The 16,145-nt window shown below is 70.7% G+C and carries 12 protein-coding genes; 9 read left to right on the forward strand and 3 right to left on the reverse strand.

Translation table 11 applies throughout. The features are described from left to right. Positions 1-350 precede the first annotated feature (350 nt). The 9 genes from ACIBJC_RS04220 (at position 351) to pssA (ending at position 11,274) form a co-directional block, all read left to right on the forward strand. On the forward strand, positions 351-2,132 hold the full coding sequence (locus ACIBJC_RS04220) for a 3-hydroxyacyl-CoA dehydrogenase family protein (protein ID WP_399287470.1): 1,782 nt from the start codon (positions 351-353) through the stop codon (positions 2,130-2,132). A gap of 139 nt (positions 2,133-2,271) precedes the next feature. Further along, positions 2,272-3,084 carry a TetR family transcriptional regulator gene (locus tag ACIBJC_RS04225; RefSeq protein WP_399287473.1) on the forward strand — a complete coding sequence of 271 codons (813 nt, stop codon included), beginning with the start codon at positions 2,272-2,274 and terminating at the stop codon, positions 3,082-3,084. A gap of 388 nt (positions 3,085-3,472) precedes the next feature. After that, positions 3,473-4,810 (forward strand): crotonyl-CoA carboxylase/reductase, encoded by a 1,338-nt coding sequence (gene ccrA, locus ACIBJC_RS04230; protein ID WP_399287476.1) that lies wholly within the window; start codon positions 3,473-3,475, stop codon positions 4,808-4,810. A gap of 73 nt (positions 4,811-4,883) precedes the next feature. Continuing rightward, positions 4,884-6,896: a protein meaA gene (locus ACIBJC_RS04235; RefSeq protein ID WP_399287479.1), complete on the forward strand. Its 2,013-nt coding sequence runs from the start codon at positions 4,884-4,886 to the stop codon at positions 6,894-6,896. Then, the gene (locus ACIBJC_RS04240) at positions 6,893-7,879 is read left to right on the forward strand and encodes an HpcH/HpaI aldolase/citrate lyase family protein (RefSeq protein WP_399287482.1); all 987 of its coding nucleotides are present in this window, start codon (positions 6,893-6,895) and stop codon (positions 7,877-7,879) included. The genes ACIBJC_RS04235 and ACIBJC_RS04240 overlap by 4 nt, the downstream gene beginning before the upstream one ends. Positions 7,880-7,882: 3 nt before the next feature. After that, positions 7,883-8,389 carry a MaoC family dehydratase gene (locus tag ACIBJC_RS04245; RefSeq protein ID WP_399287485.1) on the forward strand — a complete coding sequence of 169 codons (507 nt, stop codon included), beginning with the start codon at positions 7,883-7,885 and terminating at the stop codon, positions 8,387-8,389. Positions 8,390-8,393: 4 nt separating this feature from the next. Further along, positions 8,394-9,599, forward strand: coding sequence for an acyl-CoA dehydrogenase family protein (locus ACIBJC_RS04250; protein WP_399287488.1), 1,206 nt, complete (start codon positions 8,394-8,396; stop codon positions 9,597-9,599). A 180-nt stretch (positions 9,600-9,779) separates the two neighbouring features. Next, complete coding sequence (locus ACIBJC_RS04255; protein ID WP_365808997.1) at positions 9,780-10,427, forward strand: phosphatidylserine decarboxylase; 648 nt, start codon at positions 9,780-9,782, stop codon at positions 10,425-10,427. Further along, positions 10,420-11,274: a CDP-diacylglycerol--serine O-phosphatidyltransferase gene (pssA, locus tag ACIBJC_RS04260; protein ID WP_399288133.1), complete on the forward strand. Its 855-nt coding sequence runs from the start codon at positions 10,420-10,422 to the stop codon at positions 11,272-11,274. The genes ACIBJC_RS04255 and pssA overlap by 8 nt, the downstream gene beginning before the upstream one ends. 82 nt (positions 11,275-11,356) lie before the next feature. Here pssA and ACIBJC_RS04265 read toward each other — a convergent pair whose 3' ends face one another. From ACIBJC_RS04265 to ACIBJC_RS04275, 3 genes are all read right to left on the reverse strand, one after another. Next, the gene (locus tag ACIBJC_RS04265) at positions 11,357-12,511 is read right to left on the reverse strand and encodes a glycerate kinase (RefSeq protein WP_399287490.1); all 1,155 of its coding nucleotides are present in this window, start codon (positions 12,509-12,511) and stop codon (positions 11,357-11,359) included. Positions 12,512-12,680: 169 nt separating this feature from the next. Continuing rightward, positions 12,681-13,685 (reverse strand): SMP-30/gluconolactonase/LRE family protein, encoded by a 1,005-nt coding sequence (locus ACIBJC_RS04270; RefSeq protein WP_399287493.1) that lies wholly within the window; start codon positions 13,683-13,685, stop codon positions 12,681-12,683. 248 nt (positions 13,686-13,933) lie between these two features. Next, positions 13,934-16,138: an MMPL family transporter gene (locus tag ACIBJC_RS04275; RefSeq protein ID WP_399287496.1), complete on the reverse strand. Its 2,205-nt coding sequence runs from the start codon at positions 16,136-16,138 to the stop codon at positions 13,934-13,936. Positions 16,139-16,145: the final 7 nt, after the last annotated feature.

Genomic DNA, 16,145 nt, shown 5'->3' on the forward strand with positions numbered 1-16,145 from the left:
CCCGACCGGCCACTCTTGGGAGGGACGGAGCCGTCGCCGCCCGGAGTGACGCGGCGCACAGCGACCCAGATCTGGCGCGCTCGTTACCGGTCGGTTAACCTCAGATGAGCGGATACCCTCCGCTGCTCGCGAAGGCCTGGTGACGCAGCCGCCGCGAGTGCTCCCCGGCGGTGCTGTCGGTTCAGCACCGCGATACGGCGTGGCCCCGGAACAGGGTCCGCCGCCGCTCCACCGCGCTTTTTCCCTGTGCCGTGCTCCCCGCCGCGTGCCCGCACGCCGGCCCACGCGCCCGCCGCGCCCCGCGCCCGCGCGCCCCTCAGCAAGCCGTCACTCACCCCTGGAGTCCCCTGATGGACATCCCTCTCTCCACCATCGCCGTCGTCGGCCTCGGCACGATGGGGACCGGCATCGCCGAGCTCCTGGCCCGGGCGGGCCGCGAGGTCATCGGCATCGACGTCAGCGCCGCCGCCGCCCGCCGCGCGGTCGAAGCCCTGGAGGCTTCCACCGCGCGGGCCGTCGGGCGCGGCCGGATCAGCGCGGCGGAGCGGCGGACCGCCCTCGCCCGGTTCCGTACCTTCTCCGATCTGCACGCCGCCGCCGACGCCGGCCTGGTGATCGAGGTGGTGCCCGAGTCGTACGAGACCAAGCTGGGGGTCCTGCGCGCGCTGGACGGGATCGTCGCGCCCTCCGCCGTCCTCGCGACCGGCACCAACGCCCTCTCGGTGACCCGGCTCGCGGCCGAATCGGCCCACCCCGAGCGGGTGCTCGGGCTGCACTTCTTCCATCCGGCCCCGGCGATGAAGCTGGTCGAGGTGGTCTCCTCGGTGCTCACCGCGCCGCGGTCCGTCGCCGCCGTCACGGCGCTCGCCCGCGAGCTGGGCAAGGAGCCGGTCGCGGTGGGCGATCGGCCCGGCTTCGTCGCGGACGGGCTGCTCTTCGGCTATCTCAACCAGGCCGCCGCGATGTACGAGGCCAAGTACGCCTCCCGTGAGGACATCGACGCGGCGATGCGGCTGGGCTGCGGGCTGCCGATGGGGCCCCTCGCGCTGCTCGACCTGATCGGCGTCGACACCGCCCGTACGGTGCTGGACGCGATGCACGCGGCCTCGCACGACCGGCTGCACGCCCCCGCGCCGGTCCTGCGGCAGCTCAGCGACGCCGGGCTGACCGGCCGGAAGGCGGGGCGCGGCTTCTACACGTACGAGGCGCCGGGCAGCGCCGTCGCCGTGCCGGACGCGCTCACCCCCTCCCCCGCGGCGGGCGCCGTCCCCGGCCGTCAGGTCGCCTCGGTGGGCGTCGTGGGCTCCGGCACGATGGCGAGCGGGATCGCGGAGGTCTTCGCCGTGGCGGGGTACGGAGTGGTCCTCGCCGCCCGGAGCCCGGAGAAGGCGGCGGCGGCCAGGGACCGGATCGCGACATCCCTCGCCCGTTCCGTCGAGAGAGGCAGGATCAGCGCCGGGGCCGGGGACGCCACGCTCGCGCGGATCGTGCCGGCCGGGTCGCTCGACGCGCTCGCCGAGGTGGATCTCGCCGTCGAGGCGGTGGCCGAGGACCTGGAGGTCAAGCGGCGGCTCTTCGCCACGCTCGACAAGGTCTGCCGGCCCGGCGCGGTGCTGGCCACCACGACCTCCTCGCTCCCCGTGGTGGCCTGCGCGCGCGCCACCTCACGCCCGGAGGACGTCGTCGGCATGCACTTCTTCAACCCCGCCCCGGCGATGAAGCTGGTCGAGGTGGTCCGTACGGTCCTCACCTGCGACGAGGCCCACGCCACCGTCCGCGAGGTGGCCGCCACCGTCCGCAAACACCCGGTGGAGTGCGGCGACCGCGCGGGTTTCATCGTGAACGCGCTGCTCTTCCCGTATCTGAACAACGCGGTGAAGATGGTCGAGCAGCACTACGCGACGCCCGACGACATCGACGCCGCGATGAAGCTGGGCGGCGGCTATCCGATGGGCCCCTTCGAACTGCTCGACGTGGTCGGCCTCGATGTCTCCCTCGCCATCGAACGCGTCCTGCACCGTGAGTTCCGCGACCCGGGGCTGGCCCCGGCGCCGCTGCTGGAACATCTCGTGGCGGCGGGGTGCCTGGGCCGCAAGACGGGCCGCGGCTTCCGCGAGTATGCGCGGCGCTGACCCGGGCGCGGGATGCGGCGGACCGCCCGGCCCCGAGCCGGGCGGCCCCCGGCCGGGTGCTCCCGAGCCGGGCGGTCCGAGGCCGGGCGGTGCGGGCCCGCGGGCGCGCTCTCCTGCGCCGATGCAGTACGTTCACCTCATGTCCCAGCCCGCCAAGTCCTCCCGTACGAGCACCCGGTCCGACGCCCCGGAGAGTGCGGCGGGCACCCGTGCCGCCGCCCAGCGGCTGAAGATGCGCCGCGAGCTGGCCGCGGCGGCCATGGAGCTGTTCGCCACCAAGGGGTACGAGGCGACGACGGTCGACGAGATCGCCGCCGCCGCGGGGGTCGCGCGCCGTACCTTCTTCCGGCACTTCCGCTCCAAGGAAGAAGCGATCTTCCCGGACCACGACGACACCCTCGTCCGCGCGGAGGCGGTGCTGAACGCCGCGCCCTCCCACGAGCACCCGCTCGACACGGTCTGCCGGGGCATCAAGGAGGTCATGCGGATGTACGCGGCCTCCCCCGCGGTCTCCGTGGAGCGCTACCGGCTGACCCGCGAGGTCCCCACGCTCCGGGAGCGCGAGATCGCCTCCGTGGCCCGCTACGAGCGGCTGTTCACCCGCTATCTGCTGGGCCACTTCGACGAGCGCGACCACACCGACGGCAATGACGACCCGCTGCTCGCCGAGGTGGCCGCGTCCGCCGTCGTCACCGCGCACAACCATGTGCTGCGCCGCTGGCTGCGGGCCGGCGGCGAGGGCGATGTCGAGGGGCAGCTCGACCATGCCTTCGCGATCGTCCGCGACACCTTCGGCACGGGCATCGGCGCGGGCCGGGCCATGGGCCGGACGCCGCGGCGGCCGGCGGCGTCCGCCCGCACCAGCGGGGAGGTGCTGGTGACGGTGGCGCGTACGGACGCGCCGCTGGACGAGGTCATGCGCGTGATCCAGCAGGCCCTCAAGGACGCCTGAGCACCACACCCAGCCCCCGCAACCCCGCCCCACCCCGGACCGGTGCCGTCGCGCCGGGAAGTGATACGTACCGGCCTCCGGGCGGTAGGTATGGCTCATGCGTGCCACGTGCCCGACAACTGAGACAGAAAAATGGCACCCAGTGCCTTGCCAGGTGTCACAGGGTGCCATACGTTGATGTTGTCCGGCTGTTCCCGCGAGCGATCCCGCCCGTGCGCCTGGACGCCTGCGTCACAGGCACCGCACCTCCGCGCCCACCCGGCGCCGTTCCAGCGGCAGATCGACAGCCGCCGCACCCGTCAGACCCGCCGAACCGACGGCACACCTCCACCGCAGTCACGTACGCGACCCCCCGCATTCGCATCCCAGCTTCGCCGGAGGCACCACCGTGAAGGACATCCTGGACGCGATCCAGTCGCCGGACGCCACGCCCGCCGACTTCGCCGCACTGCCCCTGCCCGGCTCGTACCGCGCGGTGACCGTGCACAAGGACGAGACGGAGATGTTCGCGGGTCTGGCCACCCGGGAGAAGGACCCGCGCGCCTCGCTCCATCTCGACGAGGTGCCGGTGCCCGAACTCGGCCCGGGTGAGGCCCTCGTGGCCGTCATGGCCAGCTCGGTGAATTACAACTCCGTCTGGACCTCGATCTTCGAGCCCCTGCCGACCTTCGGATTCCTGGAGCGGTACGGCAGGCTCAGCGACCTCACCAAGCGGCACGACCTGCCGTACCACGTCATCGGCTCCGACCTGGCGGGCGTCGTCCTGCGTACCGGACCCGGCGTCAACGCCTGGCATCCCGGGGACGAGGTCGTCGCGCACTGCCTCTCCGTCGAGCTGGAGTCGTCCGACGGGCACAACGACACGATGCTCGACCCCGAGCAGCGGATCTGGGGGTTCGAGACCAACTTCGGCGGTCTTGCGGAGCTGGCGCTGGTGAAGTCCAATCAGCTCATGCCCAAACCCCAGCATCTGAGCTGGGAGGAGGCGGCGGCGCCCGGACTCGTCAACTCGACCGCGTACCGCCAGCTCGTTTCCCGCAACGGTGCCGGGATGAAGCAGGGGGACAACGTGCTGATCTGGGGCGCGAGCGGAGGGCTCGGCTCGTACGCCACACAGTTCGCGCTCGCCGGTGGGGCGAACCCGGTCTGTGTCGTGTCCAGCGACCACAAGGCCGAGCTCTGCCGGCGGATGGGCGCCGAGGCGATCATCGACAGGACCGCCGGGGACTACCGGTTCTGGAAGGACGAACACCACCAGGACCCGCGCGAGTGGAAACGATTCGGCAAGCACATCCGCGAGCTGACCGGCGGCGAGGACGTGGACATCGTCTTCGAGCACCCGGGGCGCGAGACGTTCGGCGCCAGTGTGTACGTCACCCGCAAGGGCGGCACGATCGTCACCTGCGCCTCGACCTCCGGCTACACCCACGAGTACGACAACCGCTACCTGTGGATGTCGCTCAAGCGGATCGTCGGCTCGCACTTCGCCAACTACCGCGAGGCGTGGGAGGCCAACCGCCTCGTCGCCAAGGGGAGGATCCACCCGACCCTGTCGAAGGTGTACGCGCTGGAGGACACCGGCCAGGCCGCGTACGACGTGCACAGCAACCGGCACCAGGGCAAGGTCGGCGTGCTGGCGCTGGCACCGCGCGAGGGCCTGGGCGTGCGCGACGAAGAGCTGCGGGCCCGCCATCTCGACGCCATCAACCGCTTCAGGGACGTCTGACCCGGCCCCGCCCGAACGCCCGACCGCCCGACCGACTGAATGCCTGAACGCCTGAATGTCTGAGGGTTCCCACATGACCGATCGTCAGAAGGACCGGCCCTGGCTCATGCGGACGTACGCCGGTCACTCGACCGCCGAGGCGTCCAACGAGCTGTACCGGCGCAATCTCGCCAAGGGCCAGACCGGCCTGTCCGTCGCCTTCGACCTCCCGACACAGACCGGCTACGACCCGGACCACATCCTCGCCCGCGGCGAGGTCGGCCGGGTCGGGGTGCCGGTCTCGCACCTCGGCGACATGCGCCGGCTCTTCCAGGACATCCCCCTGGAGCGCACCAACACCTCGATGACCATCAACGCCACGGCCATGTGGCTGCTGGCGCTCTACCAGGTGGTCGCGGAGGAGCAGGGCGCGGATCCGGCCGCGCTCCAGGGCACGACGCAGAACGACATCGTCAAGGAGTACCTGTCGCGCGGGACGCATGTCTTCCCGCCGGTGCCGAGCCTGCGGCTGACCACGGACATGATCACGTACACGGTGAACCACCTGCCCCGGTGGAACCCGATCAACATCTGCAGCTACCACCTCCAGGAGGCCGGGGCGACCCCGGTCCAGGAGATCGCGTACGCGATGTCCACCGCGATCGCCGTGCTCGACGCGGTCTTCGCGTCGGGCCGGATCCCCGAGGAGCGCCGGGGCGATGTCGTCGGACGGATCTCCTTCTTCGTCAACGCGGGCGTGCGCTTCGTCGAGGAGATGTGCAAGATGCGGGCCTTCTCCCGTATCTGGGACCGGATCACCCGGGAGCGGTACGGCATCGAGAACGCGAAGCAGCGCCGCTTCCGCTACGGCGTCCAGGTCAACTCCCTGGGGCTGACCGAGGCCCAGCCGGAGAACAACGTGCAGCGGATCGTCCTGGAGATGCTGGCCGTGACGCTCTCCAAGGACGCCCGCGCCCGCGCCGTCCAGCTCCCCGCCTGGAACGAGGCGCTGGGGCTGCCGCGGCCCTGGGACCAGCAGTGGTCGCTCCGTATCCAGCAGGTGCTGGCGCACGAGAGCGATCTGCTGGAGTACGCGGACCTCTTCGACGGCTCGCACGTCGTCGAGGCCAAGGTCGCGGAGCTGGTCGACGGGGCCCTGGCGGAGATCGGCCGGATCGAGGAGATGGGCGGCGCGCTGGCGGCCGTCGAGTCCGGGTATCTCAAGTCGCGGCTCGTGTCCGCGCACGCGCAGCGCCGGGCGCGGATCGAGTCGGGCGAGGAGCGGATCGTCGGCGTCAACTGTTACGAGTCCACGGAGCCCAGCCCGCTCACCGCCGACCTCGACACGGCGATCATGACGGTCGACCCGACGAACGAGGCCCGGGTCGTGGCGGCCCTGGGCGCCTGGCGGGACGCGCGGGACGAGACCAGGGCCACCGACGCGCTGACCGCCCTCAAGAAGGCCGCCGCCTCCACCGCCAATCTGATGGAGGCGACCGTGGAGTGCGCCCGCGCCGGGGTGACGACCGGCGAGTGGTCCTGGGCGCTGCGCGACGTGTTCGGCGAGTTCCGCGCGCCCACCGGGGTGGGCGGGGCGCCGGTCGCGGTGACCGCCGAGCCGGGCACGCCGCTCGCCGCCGTACGGGAGAAGGTGACCCGTACCGCCGCGGAGCTGGGCTCCGGGCGGCTGCGGCTGCTGGTCGGCAAGCCCGGGCTCGACGGGCACTCCAACGGGGCCGAGCAGATCGCCGTACGCGCCAGGGACGCCGGCTTCGAGGTGGTCTACCAGGGCATCAGGCTGACGCCCGAGCAGATCGTCGGCGCCGCCCTCGCCGAGGACGTGCACTGTGTGGGTCTGTCGATCCTGTCGGGCTCGCACGCCGCGCTCGTGCCCGATGTGCTCGGGCGGCTGCGCGAGGCAGGCGCGGGCGAGCTGCCGGTGATCGTCGGCGGGATCATCCCGAACGCCGACGCCGAGGCACTGCGGGCGGCCGGAGTGGCCGCCGTCTTCACCCCGAAGGACTTCGGGATCACGGAGATCATCGGCCGTATCGTCGACGAGATCCGGAAAGCGAACAAACTCGACCCCTTGGAGGTCCCCTCATGACCGCGCCCGCCACCCCCGAGAGCCCCGCCGGGAACCGGCTGCGTCCGCGCCGCTCCTGTCTCGCCGTACCGGGCTCCAACCCGCGATTCCTGGAGAAGGCGCAGGGACTCCCGGCCGACCAGGTCTTCCTCGATCTGGAGGACGCGTGCGCGCCGCTCGCCAAGGAGGGCGCCCGGCACACCATCGTCGACGCGCTCAACAAGGGCGACTGGACGGGCAAGACGCGCGTCGTACGCGTCAACGACTGGACGACGCAGTGGACGTACCGCGACGTCATCACGGTCGTGGAGGGCGCGGGGCAGAACCTGGACTGCCTGATGCTGCCGAAGGTCCAGGACGCGCAGCAGATCATCGCCCTCGATCTGCTGCTCACCCAGATCGAGCGGACGATGGGCTTCGAGGTCGGCAGGATCGGCATCGAGGCGCAGATCGAGAACGCCAAGGGGCTGGTGAACGTCGACGAGATCGCCGCCGCCTCACCGCGTCTGGAGACGATCGTCTTCGGTCCCGCCGACTTCATGGCCTCGATCAACATGAAGACGCTGGTGGTCGGGGAGCAGCCGCCCGGCTATGGCGCGGACGCCTATCACTACATTCTGATGCGCATCCTGATGGCGGCCCGTACCCACGATCTCCAGGCCATCGACGGCCCGTACCTTCAGATCCGTGATGTGGACGGGTACCGCGAGGTGGCGCGGCGGGCGGCGGCGCTCGGTTACGACGGCAAGTGGGTGCTGCACCCGGGGCAGATCGAGGCGTCCAACGAGATCTTCTCGCCGTCGCAGGAGGACTACGACCACGCCGAGCTGATCCTGGACGCGTACGAGTGGCACACCTCGGCGGCGGGCGGGGCGAAGGGCTCGGCGATGCTCGGCGACGAGATGATCGACGAGGCCAGCCGGAAGATGGCGCTGGTGATCTCGGGCAAGGGCCGGGCCGCGGGGATGCGGCGTACCGCCGGCTTCGAAGCGCCGGAGGGCTGAGCGATGCGGTTCGGACGCACCTTCGAGGAGTTCGAGATCGGCGCGGTCTACAAGCACTGGCCGGGCAAGACGGTCACGGAGTACGACGACCATCTGTTCTGTCTGCTCACCATGAACCACCATCCGCTGCACCTGGACAGCAACTACGCGGAGAACACGACGGACTTCGGGAAGAACGTCGTCGTGGGGAACTACGTCTACTCGCTGCTGCTGGGCATGTCGGTGCCGGACGTGTCGGGCAAGGCCATCGCCAATCTGGAGGTGGAGTCGCTCAAGCACGTGGCGCCCACCTTCCACGGCGACACGCTGTACGGCGAGACGCTCGTGCTGGACAGGACACCGTCGAGGTCCCGGAGCGACCGGGGCGTCGTGTACGTGGAGACCAGGGGTTACAAGCAGGACGGCACGGTCGTCTGCGTCTTCCGGCGCAAGGTGATGGTGCCGACCGCGACCTATGTGAAGGAACGCGGCGGCGAGCAGCCGGGCCGCCCTCAGCCGCAGGAGAAGTGACGCCATGAGCCGACTCGCCCGGACCGCCGACCTGACCGAGGTCCAGCGGGAGATCCTGGCCACCGTGAGGGACTTCGTCGACAAGGAGATCCTTCCGGTCGCCACCGAACTGGAGCACCGCGACGAATACCCCACCCGGATCGTCGAGGGCCTGCGGGAACTCGGGCTCTTCGGGCTGATGATCCCCGAGGAGTACGGCGGTCTCGGCGAGTCGCTGCTCACCTACGCGCTCTGTGTGGAGGAGATCGCCCGGGGCTGGATGTCCGTGTCGGGCATCATCAACACCCACTTCATCGTGGCGTACCTGCTCAAGCAGCACGGCACGCAGGAACAGAAGGACACGTTCCTGCCGCGGATGGCCGAGGGCGAGGTGCGTGGCGCGTTCTCGATGTCGGAGCCCGGGCTCGGCTCCGATGTCGCCGCGATCACCTCGAAGGGGGTCAGGGACGGGGACGCGTACGTACTGAACGGCCAGAAGATGTGGCTGACCAACGGCGGCACGTCGAACCTGGTCGCGGTGTTGTGCCGGACGGACGAGGGCCACCCGGAGGGCACGGCTCCGCACCGGTCGATGACCACGTTCCTGGTCGAGAAGGAGCCGGGCTTCGGTGAGGTGCTTCCCGGGCTCACCATCCCCGGGAAGATCGACAAGATGGGGTACAAGGGCGTCGACACCACCGAGCTGATCATGGACGGAGTGCGCATTCCGGCCAATCGGGTCCTCGGTGGGGCCACCGGCCGAGGGTTTTACCAAATGATGGACGGGGTGGAAGTGGGCCGGGTGAATGTCGCGGCGCGTGGTTGCGGCGTCGCTCAGCGCGCCTTCGAGCTGGGCGTCTCGTATGCCCAGCAGCGTCACACTTTCGGCAAGCCGATCGCCGAGCACCAGGCGATCCAGTTCAAGCTGGCCGAGATGGCTACCAAAGTCGAGGCCGCCCATGCCATGATGGTCAACGCGGCACGCAAAAAGGACTCCGGGGAACGAAACGACCTGGAGGCAGGGATGGCGAAGTACCTCGCCTCCGAATACTGCAAGGAAGTCGTCGAGGACGCCTTCCGGATCCACGGCGGTTACGGCTTCTCCAAGGAGTACGAGATCGAGCGCCTCTACCGCGAAGCGCCGATGCTGCTGATCGGCGAGGGTACCGCCGAGATCCAGAAAATGATCATCGGCCGCCGCCTGCTGGAGGAGTACCGATTCCAGGGTTAATTATCGGCTTTGAACCGCTTTGTCGGCGAAGAAAATCACACCCTGTCGTGCTCTGCCGCACGCTTCAAGCCGCCCGACTCGGGTGCTGGCTTGCTCAGTTGCGGCTTGTAACCAGTACCATCGCTGGAAAGCCGCCGTCCCCCGTTGCCAGCGCGGCATCATCCGCTACGAAGGTCATCCATGCCCCACAGCCAAACCTCTGCACCACGCGGCCGGGTCCGCATCGCTCGCGGAGCATCGCCGTGGCTTCTCCCGACCGTCGCCACCGCGGCGATCGGACTGGCCCGCGCGCGCAGCTCCAAGCGTGCGGCAGTCCTCGCTGTGCCCGCCACCGCGCTCGCGGCGGGCATGCTGTGGTTCTTCAGAGACCCGGAGCGCGAGATCACGCAGGGCCGGGTCATCTCCCCGGCCGACGGTGTGGTGCAGAGCATCATGCCGTGGAAGGACGGCCGTACGCGGGTCGCCATCTTCATGAGCCCGCTGAACGTCCATGTCAACCGCGCTCCCCTCGCGGGAACCGTGACGTCCGTGGAGCACGTCCCCGGAGGGTTCGTCCCGGCGTTCAACAAGGAGAGCGAGAACAACGAGCGCGTCGTCTGGCACTTCGACACCGAGCTGGGTGACATCGAGATGGTGCAGATCGCCGGCGCGGTGGCCCGGCGCATCGTCCCGTACCTGCCCCAGGGGACCAAGGTGGAGCAGGGCGAGCGCATCGGCCTGATCCGCTTCGGCTCGCGCGTCGACATCTACCTTCCGGAAGGTGTCGAGGTCGCCGTCGAGGTCGGCCAGACCACGACCGCAGGGGTGACTCGAATTGACCGTGATTGATCCCGACACGCAAGCCGGGTGGGCCGCGGAGGCCGAGGCCGAGGCGGACGCCGACGCGGAGGACATGCCGCTCTCACTGCGGCTGTCGATAGCGGACACCCTCACGCTGGGCAACGCCACCTGCGGCTTCATGGCCGTGTACTTCACCACGACCGGCATCCTGATCCCGCATCTCACGGGCAGTGACGAGACCGGCATGGCGCGGCACTCCGCCGCGACCGCCGTGATCCTGATGCTCGCGGCGGCGATCTTCGACCTGCTCGACGGGCTCGTGGCACGCAAGCTGCGCAGCTCGCCGATGGGCGCGGAGCTGGACAACCTCTCCGACCTGATCAGCTTCGGTCTCGCCCCGGCCTATTTCGTACTGGTGTACGGAATGGTCGCGGACGACGCGCATCAACGGGTCTCGGCGCTCGCCGCGGTCGTGGTGCTGCTGGCCGTCGTGCTACGGCTCGCGAGATTCTCCTGCGTGACGCTGAAGGACGGCATGTTCCAGGGGATGCCGTCCCCCTTCGGCGCGCTGACGGTCGTCTCGATCGTCCTGCTGGAGCTGCCCTTCGTACCGACGACGCTCGCGATCGTCGGGGTGGCGTGGCTGATGGTGAGCCGCGTCGAGTACCCGAAGCCGCGGGGGGTCCTCGCGGTGGCCATGCTGGGCTGGATCGTGGCCGCGATGGGGCTGCTGGCGGCGTGGGCGTTCGACGCGCCCGGCGGTCAGCTCCTGCTCCAGACCGGCTGTGCGCTCCAGGTGGTGACGGGTGCGGTGATCCCGCTCTTCGCCACGGCACGGCGGGTGAACACCTTCCGCGGCAACCGCCGCGAGGCACGGGCCGCGCAGCTCCCGTAACAGCGCGCGGACGGCATACGGAAGGGGCCCGGGCGGACAGCCCGGGCCCCTTCCGTATCCGTATGTCCTGATGTCCGGCGGCTCAGCTCAGGAAGTCGCGGGCGATGTCCGCCGCCACACGTTCCAGCAGGGGGCCCGCCTGGGCCATGCAGCGGGCCGGGTCCGGTTCGAGGTGGGTGAGGGCGTAGGCGCGGCGGATACCGGCCTTGCCCAGCGCCTCCGGTGGCAGGACCAGCCGGCCGCAGACCGCGATCACCTCGATGCCCCGCGCGCGGGCCGCCGCCGCGACACCCGCGGGCGCCTTGCCGTGCAGCGTCTGCTCGTCGAGCGAGCCCTCCCCCGTGATCACCAGGGTGGCCCGGGCCAGGGCGGGGGCGAAGCCCAGTACGTCGAGCATCACCTCGATGCCGGGGCGGAAGGCGGCGCCGAGCCCGACGAGCGCGCCGTAGCCGATGCCGCCCGCCGCGCCGGCGCCCGGCGAGAGCGCGAGGGTGGCGGCCCGGGGGCCCACGGCCGTCGCCAGGACCGTGGCGTAGTGGGCGAGGGCCGCGTCGAGGACGGCGATGTCCTCGGGGCTCGCGCCCTTCTGCGCCCCGTAGACGGCGGGGGCGCCCTGGGGTCCGGTCAGCGGGTTGTCGACATCGCTGGCGAGGACGATCTCCGTACCGGCGAGCCGGGTGTCGAGGCCGGAGAGATCGGCGGTGGCGAGGTCCCGCAGCCCGCCGCCGCCCGGGCCGACGGGCTTGCCGTCCGCGTCCAGGAAGCGCGCGCCGAGCGCGGCGAGCATCCCGGCGCCGCCGTCGGTGGTGGCGCTGCCGCCGACGCCGAAGACGATGGTCCGCGCGCCCGCGTCGAGCGCGGCGCGCAGCAGCTCGCCGGAGCCGTACGTCGTGGCGGTGAGGGGGGCGAAGACGCCCTCGGGGAGGTGCTGGAGGCCCGACGCCTCGGCCATCTCCAGGACGGCCGTACCGTCCCGCAGGGCGTAGGCGGCGGTGACCGGGTCGCCCAGGGGGCCCGTCACACGGGTCTCGTGCCGCTCGAAACCGGCCGCCACGGCCGCCGCGACCGTACCGTCGCCGCCGTCCGCGACGGGCAGGGTCTCCACCGGCACGTCGGGGGCGACCTGCCGGAGCCCGGCCGTCACCCGCTCGGCGACCTGCGCCGCCGTGAGCGATCCTTTGAACTTGTCCGCCGCGATCAGTACCCGCGCGGTCGTGGACACCGCTCCGTCCGTCACTATGCATCCCTTACGTTCGAACAGGCAGTCGCGCCGGTCCTGACCTTATCCGTACGGGTGGCTCCCTGCCCAGAAGCGGTGGCGCGGGCGCGGACCGGGAGAGGGCGGTGGCGGGCGACCGGGATTCACCCGTTCCCCCGCCACCGCCCTCAAGCGCGGCGACACCGTCCTAGGACGCCGTCCCCGCGTTCATCCGCCATCTGGTCGCCGCCGCAGCCACCTCGTGCTCGGACCGGACGCGGAGGCAGGCGCCCGGGTTGCCGATGGCCGGGGCTCCGGTCACCGCGACGACGAGGGAGTAGAGCGTCGACGACGCAGTGATGAAGAGCCGGTTGTTCCTGGGGCCGCCGAAGCACATGTTCGAGATGCCCACCGGGAAGACGATCCGGCCGATCAGGGTGGCGTCGGGGGCGTAGCAGTGCATCCCTCCGGCGCCGGCGGCCACCCAGACGCGGCCCTCGTCGTCGAAGCTGATGCTGTCGAACTGGCTGTCGGTGAGCGGCGCCTCGGCGAAGACGGTGCCGTCGGAGAGCTTCTGGCCGTCGTACACGTCGTAGGCGCGCACCTGGCCCGCGAGGGTGTCGGCGATGAGCAACTGCCGCTCGTCCGGGGAGAAGCTCAGGCCGTTCGGGGCGCCGAAGCCGTCGGCCATGACGCGGACCCTGCCGGTCTCCGGGTCCACCCGGTAGACGTTGCTGGCGCCGATCTCGCTCTCGCCGCGGTGTCCCTCGTAGTCGCTGATGATGCCGAAGATCGGGTCGGTGAACCAGATCGAGCCGTCGGAGTGCACGACCACGTCGTTCGGGCTGTTGAACCTCTTGCCCCGGTAGCGGTCGGCGATCACGGTGATCGAACCGTCGTACTCGGTACGGGTGATACGGCGGTTGCCCTGCTCGCAGGTGATCAACCGGCCCTCGCGGTCGAGGGCGTTGCCGTTGCTGTTGCCCGCGCCGGTCCTGAACTCCCCGACGGTGCCGGTCGCTTCGTCCCAGCGCAGCATGCGGTCGTTGGGGATGTCGCTGAAGATCACCTGACGCCAGGCGGGGACGTACACGGGGCCCTCGCACCAGCGCGAGCCGTCGAAGAGCAGTTCCAGGCGCCGGTCCCCGTTGGCGGGGATGCGGAACCTCTCGTCCAGGATCTCGTAAATACCCGAGCGCGGTTCTAATGCCACGGTCTCTCCCGTTCAGGGTCTATATCAAGCCTCATTCAGACTTAGGCAGATTTACAGGGTTGCCTGTGATACCCACAAGGGTTGGCAGGAAATCTCCACAAACGAAACCTTCACAACCGAAATGCCCTAGGGTACTTGGGGCCTGTGCCCTCCGGTACGGACAGCGGAAGGCCCGGCCGCGACGGGGGTCGCGGCCGGGCCTGTGGGGGGATGGCTGGGCGGGAACTACGCAGGCCGGACGGGTGGGGTCAGCGGACCGCTGTCAGCAGGCTCCGGTCCTCCTCGGGCTCGGCCCTGTCCAGCTTGGCGCCCTCGATGTCCAGGTCGGGCAGGAGCCGGTCGAGCCAGCGGGGCAGCCACCAGGCGCCCTTGCCGACCAGCGCGAGGATGGCCGGCACCAGCGTCATCCGGACGAGGAACGCGTCGACCATGATGCCGACGGCGAGACCGAAGGCGATCGGCTTGAGCGTGAGGTCCTCGGCGGTCACGAAGCTCGCGAACACCGCGAACATGATCAGCGCCGCGGCGGTGACGACCCGCGAGGCGTGCCGGGAACCGGCGATCACCGACTCGTAGTGCCTGCCGGTGTGGACGAAGTCCTCCCGCATCCGGGAGACGAGGAAGACCTCGTAGTCCATCGCCAGTCCGAACAGCACCGCGATCAGGATGATCGGCATGAAGCTGAACACCGGTCCCGCGGTCGGCACACCGATCAGATCGGCGAGCCAGCCCCACTGGAAGACCGCGACGACCGCGCCGAACGCCGCGCCCACCGAGAGCAGGAATCCGAAGGCCGCCTTGAGCGGGACGACGATCGAGCGGAAGACCAGCAGCAGGAGGACGAGCGCCAGTCCGACCACGATCGACGCGAACGGCACGAGGGAGGCGCTGAGCTTGTCGGAGACGTCGATCGCCGCGGCGGTCGAGCCGGTGACCAGGATCTCGGCGTCCGCCTTCGCGGCCAGCTCGGGTGTCTCGGCGCGGATGTCGCGGACGAGTCCCTCCGTACGCTCGTCACGCGGCCCGGCCTTCGGGACCACGGTCAGGACCGCCGTGGTGCCGTCCTCGCTGACCTGGGGCGCGCTGATGGAGACGACCTCGGGCAGGTCGAGCCGCCCCAGACCGGCCGCCACCTCGGCGGCGGCGGGCGCGGGGTCGCCGTCCGCGCTCTGGACGAGGACGAGCAGCCGGCCGTTGCGTCCGGGGCCGAAGGCGTCGGAGATCAGGTCGTACGCCTTGCGCTGGGTCGACTCGGGCGCGGCGGTGCCGTTGTCGGGCATGGCCAGGGCGAGCTGGGAGGCCGGGACAGCGACGGCGCCGAGCCCGATGACGACGGCGAGCACGGTGGCGAGCGGCCTGCGGGTGACCAGCCGGGCCCAGCGCTCGCCGCCGGACGGCCGCCTGCTGCCGCCGGTGGCGCGCTCGCGGCGCTCGGCCCGCGAACCGGGCTTCGGCCGCAGCCGGGTCCCGGCGAAGCCGAGCAGGGCGGGCAGCAGGGTGATCGCGACCGCCACGGCCATCAGTACGGTGCCGGCGGCGGCCAGCCCCATGACGCTCAGGAACGGGATGCCGACGACGGAGAGCCCGGAGAGCGCGATGATCACGGTGAGTCCGGCGAAGACCACGGCGCTGCCCGCGGTGCCGGTGGCCCGCGCCGCCGACTCCTCCGCGTCCATGCCGTTCGCCAACTGGGTACGGTGCCGGGAGAGGATGAGCAGCGCGTAGTCGATGCCCACCGCGAGCCCGACCATCAGCGCCAGGCTCGGCGCGGTGGAGGAGACGGTGGCGATGTTGGACACCAGCAGCAGTCCGACGAGCCCGATGGCCAGCCCGATCAGGGCGGTGAGCAGCGGCAGTCCGGCGGCCAGCAGGGAGCCGAAGGTGAGGATGAGGACGATGATCGCCACACCGAGGCCGATCACCTCGCCGATGCCCACGGTGAGCCCGGCGGTGCTGTAGATCGTGCCGCCGACCTCGGCCTGGAGGCCGCTGGAGCGCGCCGAACCGGCGATCTTCTCCAGTGCGGTGACGCTGGAGTCCTCCAAGGCGTCGCGCTTGATCGGGTAGAGGACCTGGGCCAGCGCCGTGCGCTGGTCGGCGGAGACGGACTTCGTCTCGAAGGGGTCGACTGCGGTCTCGACCTGGGGTGCCTTCGCGGCCTCCCGTACGGTCTTCTGGATGACGGCGCGGAAGGCGGGGTCGTTGACGGTCGCGCCCTCGGGGGCGACGAAGACGAGTTGCGCGGTGACACCGGTGGCGGCGGGCTGCGACTTCTCCAGTACGTCGATGCCCTTCTGCGACTGGGAGCCGGGGATGGTGGCCTCGCTGTCGAGATGCGAGCCGAAGGTGGCTAAGCCGCCGATCGTCAGCGCGATCAGGAGCAGCCAGCCGATGAGGAAGCCGCCTCGGTGACGGAACGCGGTCCGGCCGAGCGAGTAGAGCAGGGTGGCCATCGAATTG

Origin of the sequence: Streptomyces sp. NPDC050509 (assembly GCF_044457965.1) — a bacterium.
GTDB lineage: Bacteria > Actinomycetota > Actinomycetes > Streptomycetales > Streptomycetaceae > Streptomyces.

Coding starts and splice junctions, on each gene's coding strand:
- ACIBJC_RS04220 (WP_399287470.1), top strand. CDS start 351: ATGGACATCCCTCTCTCCACCATCGCCGTCGTCGGCCTCGGCACGATG.
- ACIBJC_RS04225 (WP_399287473.1), top strand. CDS start 2,272: ATGTCCCAGCCCGCCAAGTCCTCCCGTACGAGCACCCGGTCCGACGCC.
- ACIBJC_RS04235 (WP_399287479.1), top strand. CDS start 4,884: ATGACCGATCGTCAGAAGGACCGGCCCTGGCTCATGCGGACGTACGCC.
- ACIBJC_RS04240 (WP_399287482.1), top strand. CDS start 6,893: ATGACCGCGCCCGCCACCCCCGAGAGCCCCGCCGGGAACCGGCTGCGT.
- ACIBJC_RS04245 (WP_399287485.1), top strand. CDS start 7,883: ATGCGGTTCGGACGCACCTTCGAGGAGTTCGAGATCGGCGCGGTCTAC.
- ACIBJC_RS04250 (WP_399287488.1), top strand. CDS start 8,394: ATGAGCCGACTCGCCCGGACCGCCGACCTGACCGAGGTCCAGCGGGAG.
- ACIBJC_RS04255 (WP_365808997.1), top strand. CDS start 9,780: ATGCCCCACAGCCAAACCTCTGCACCACGCGGCCGGGTCCGCATCGCT.
- ACIBJC_RS04275 (WP_399287496.1), bottom strand. CDS start 16,138: ATGGCCACCCTGCTCTACTCGCTCGGCCGGACCGCGTTCCGTCACCGA.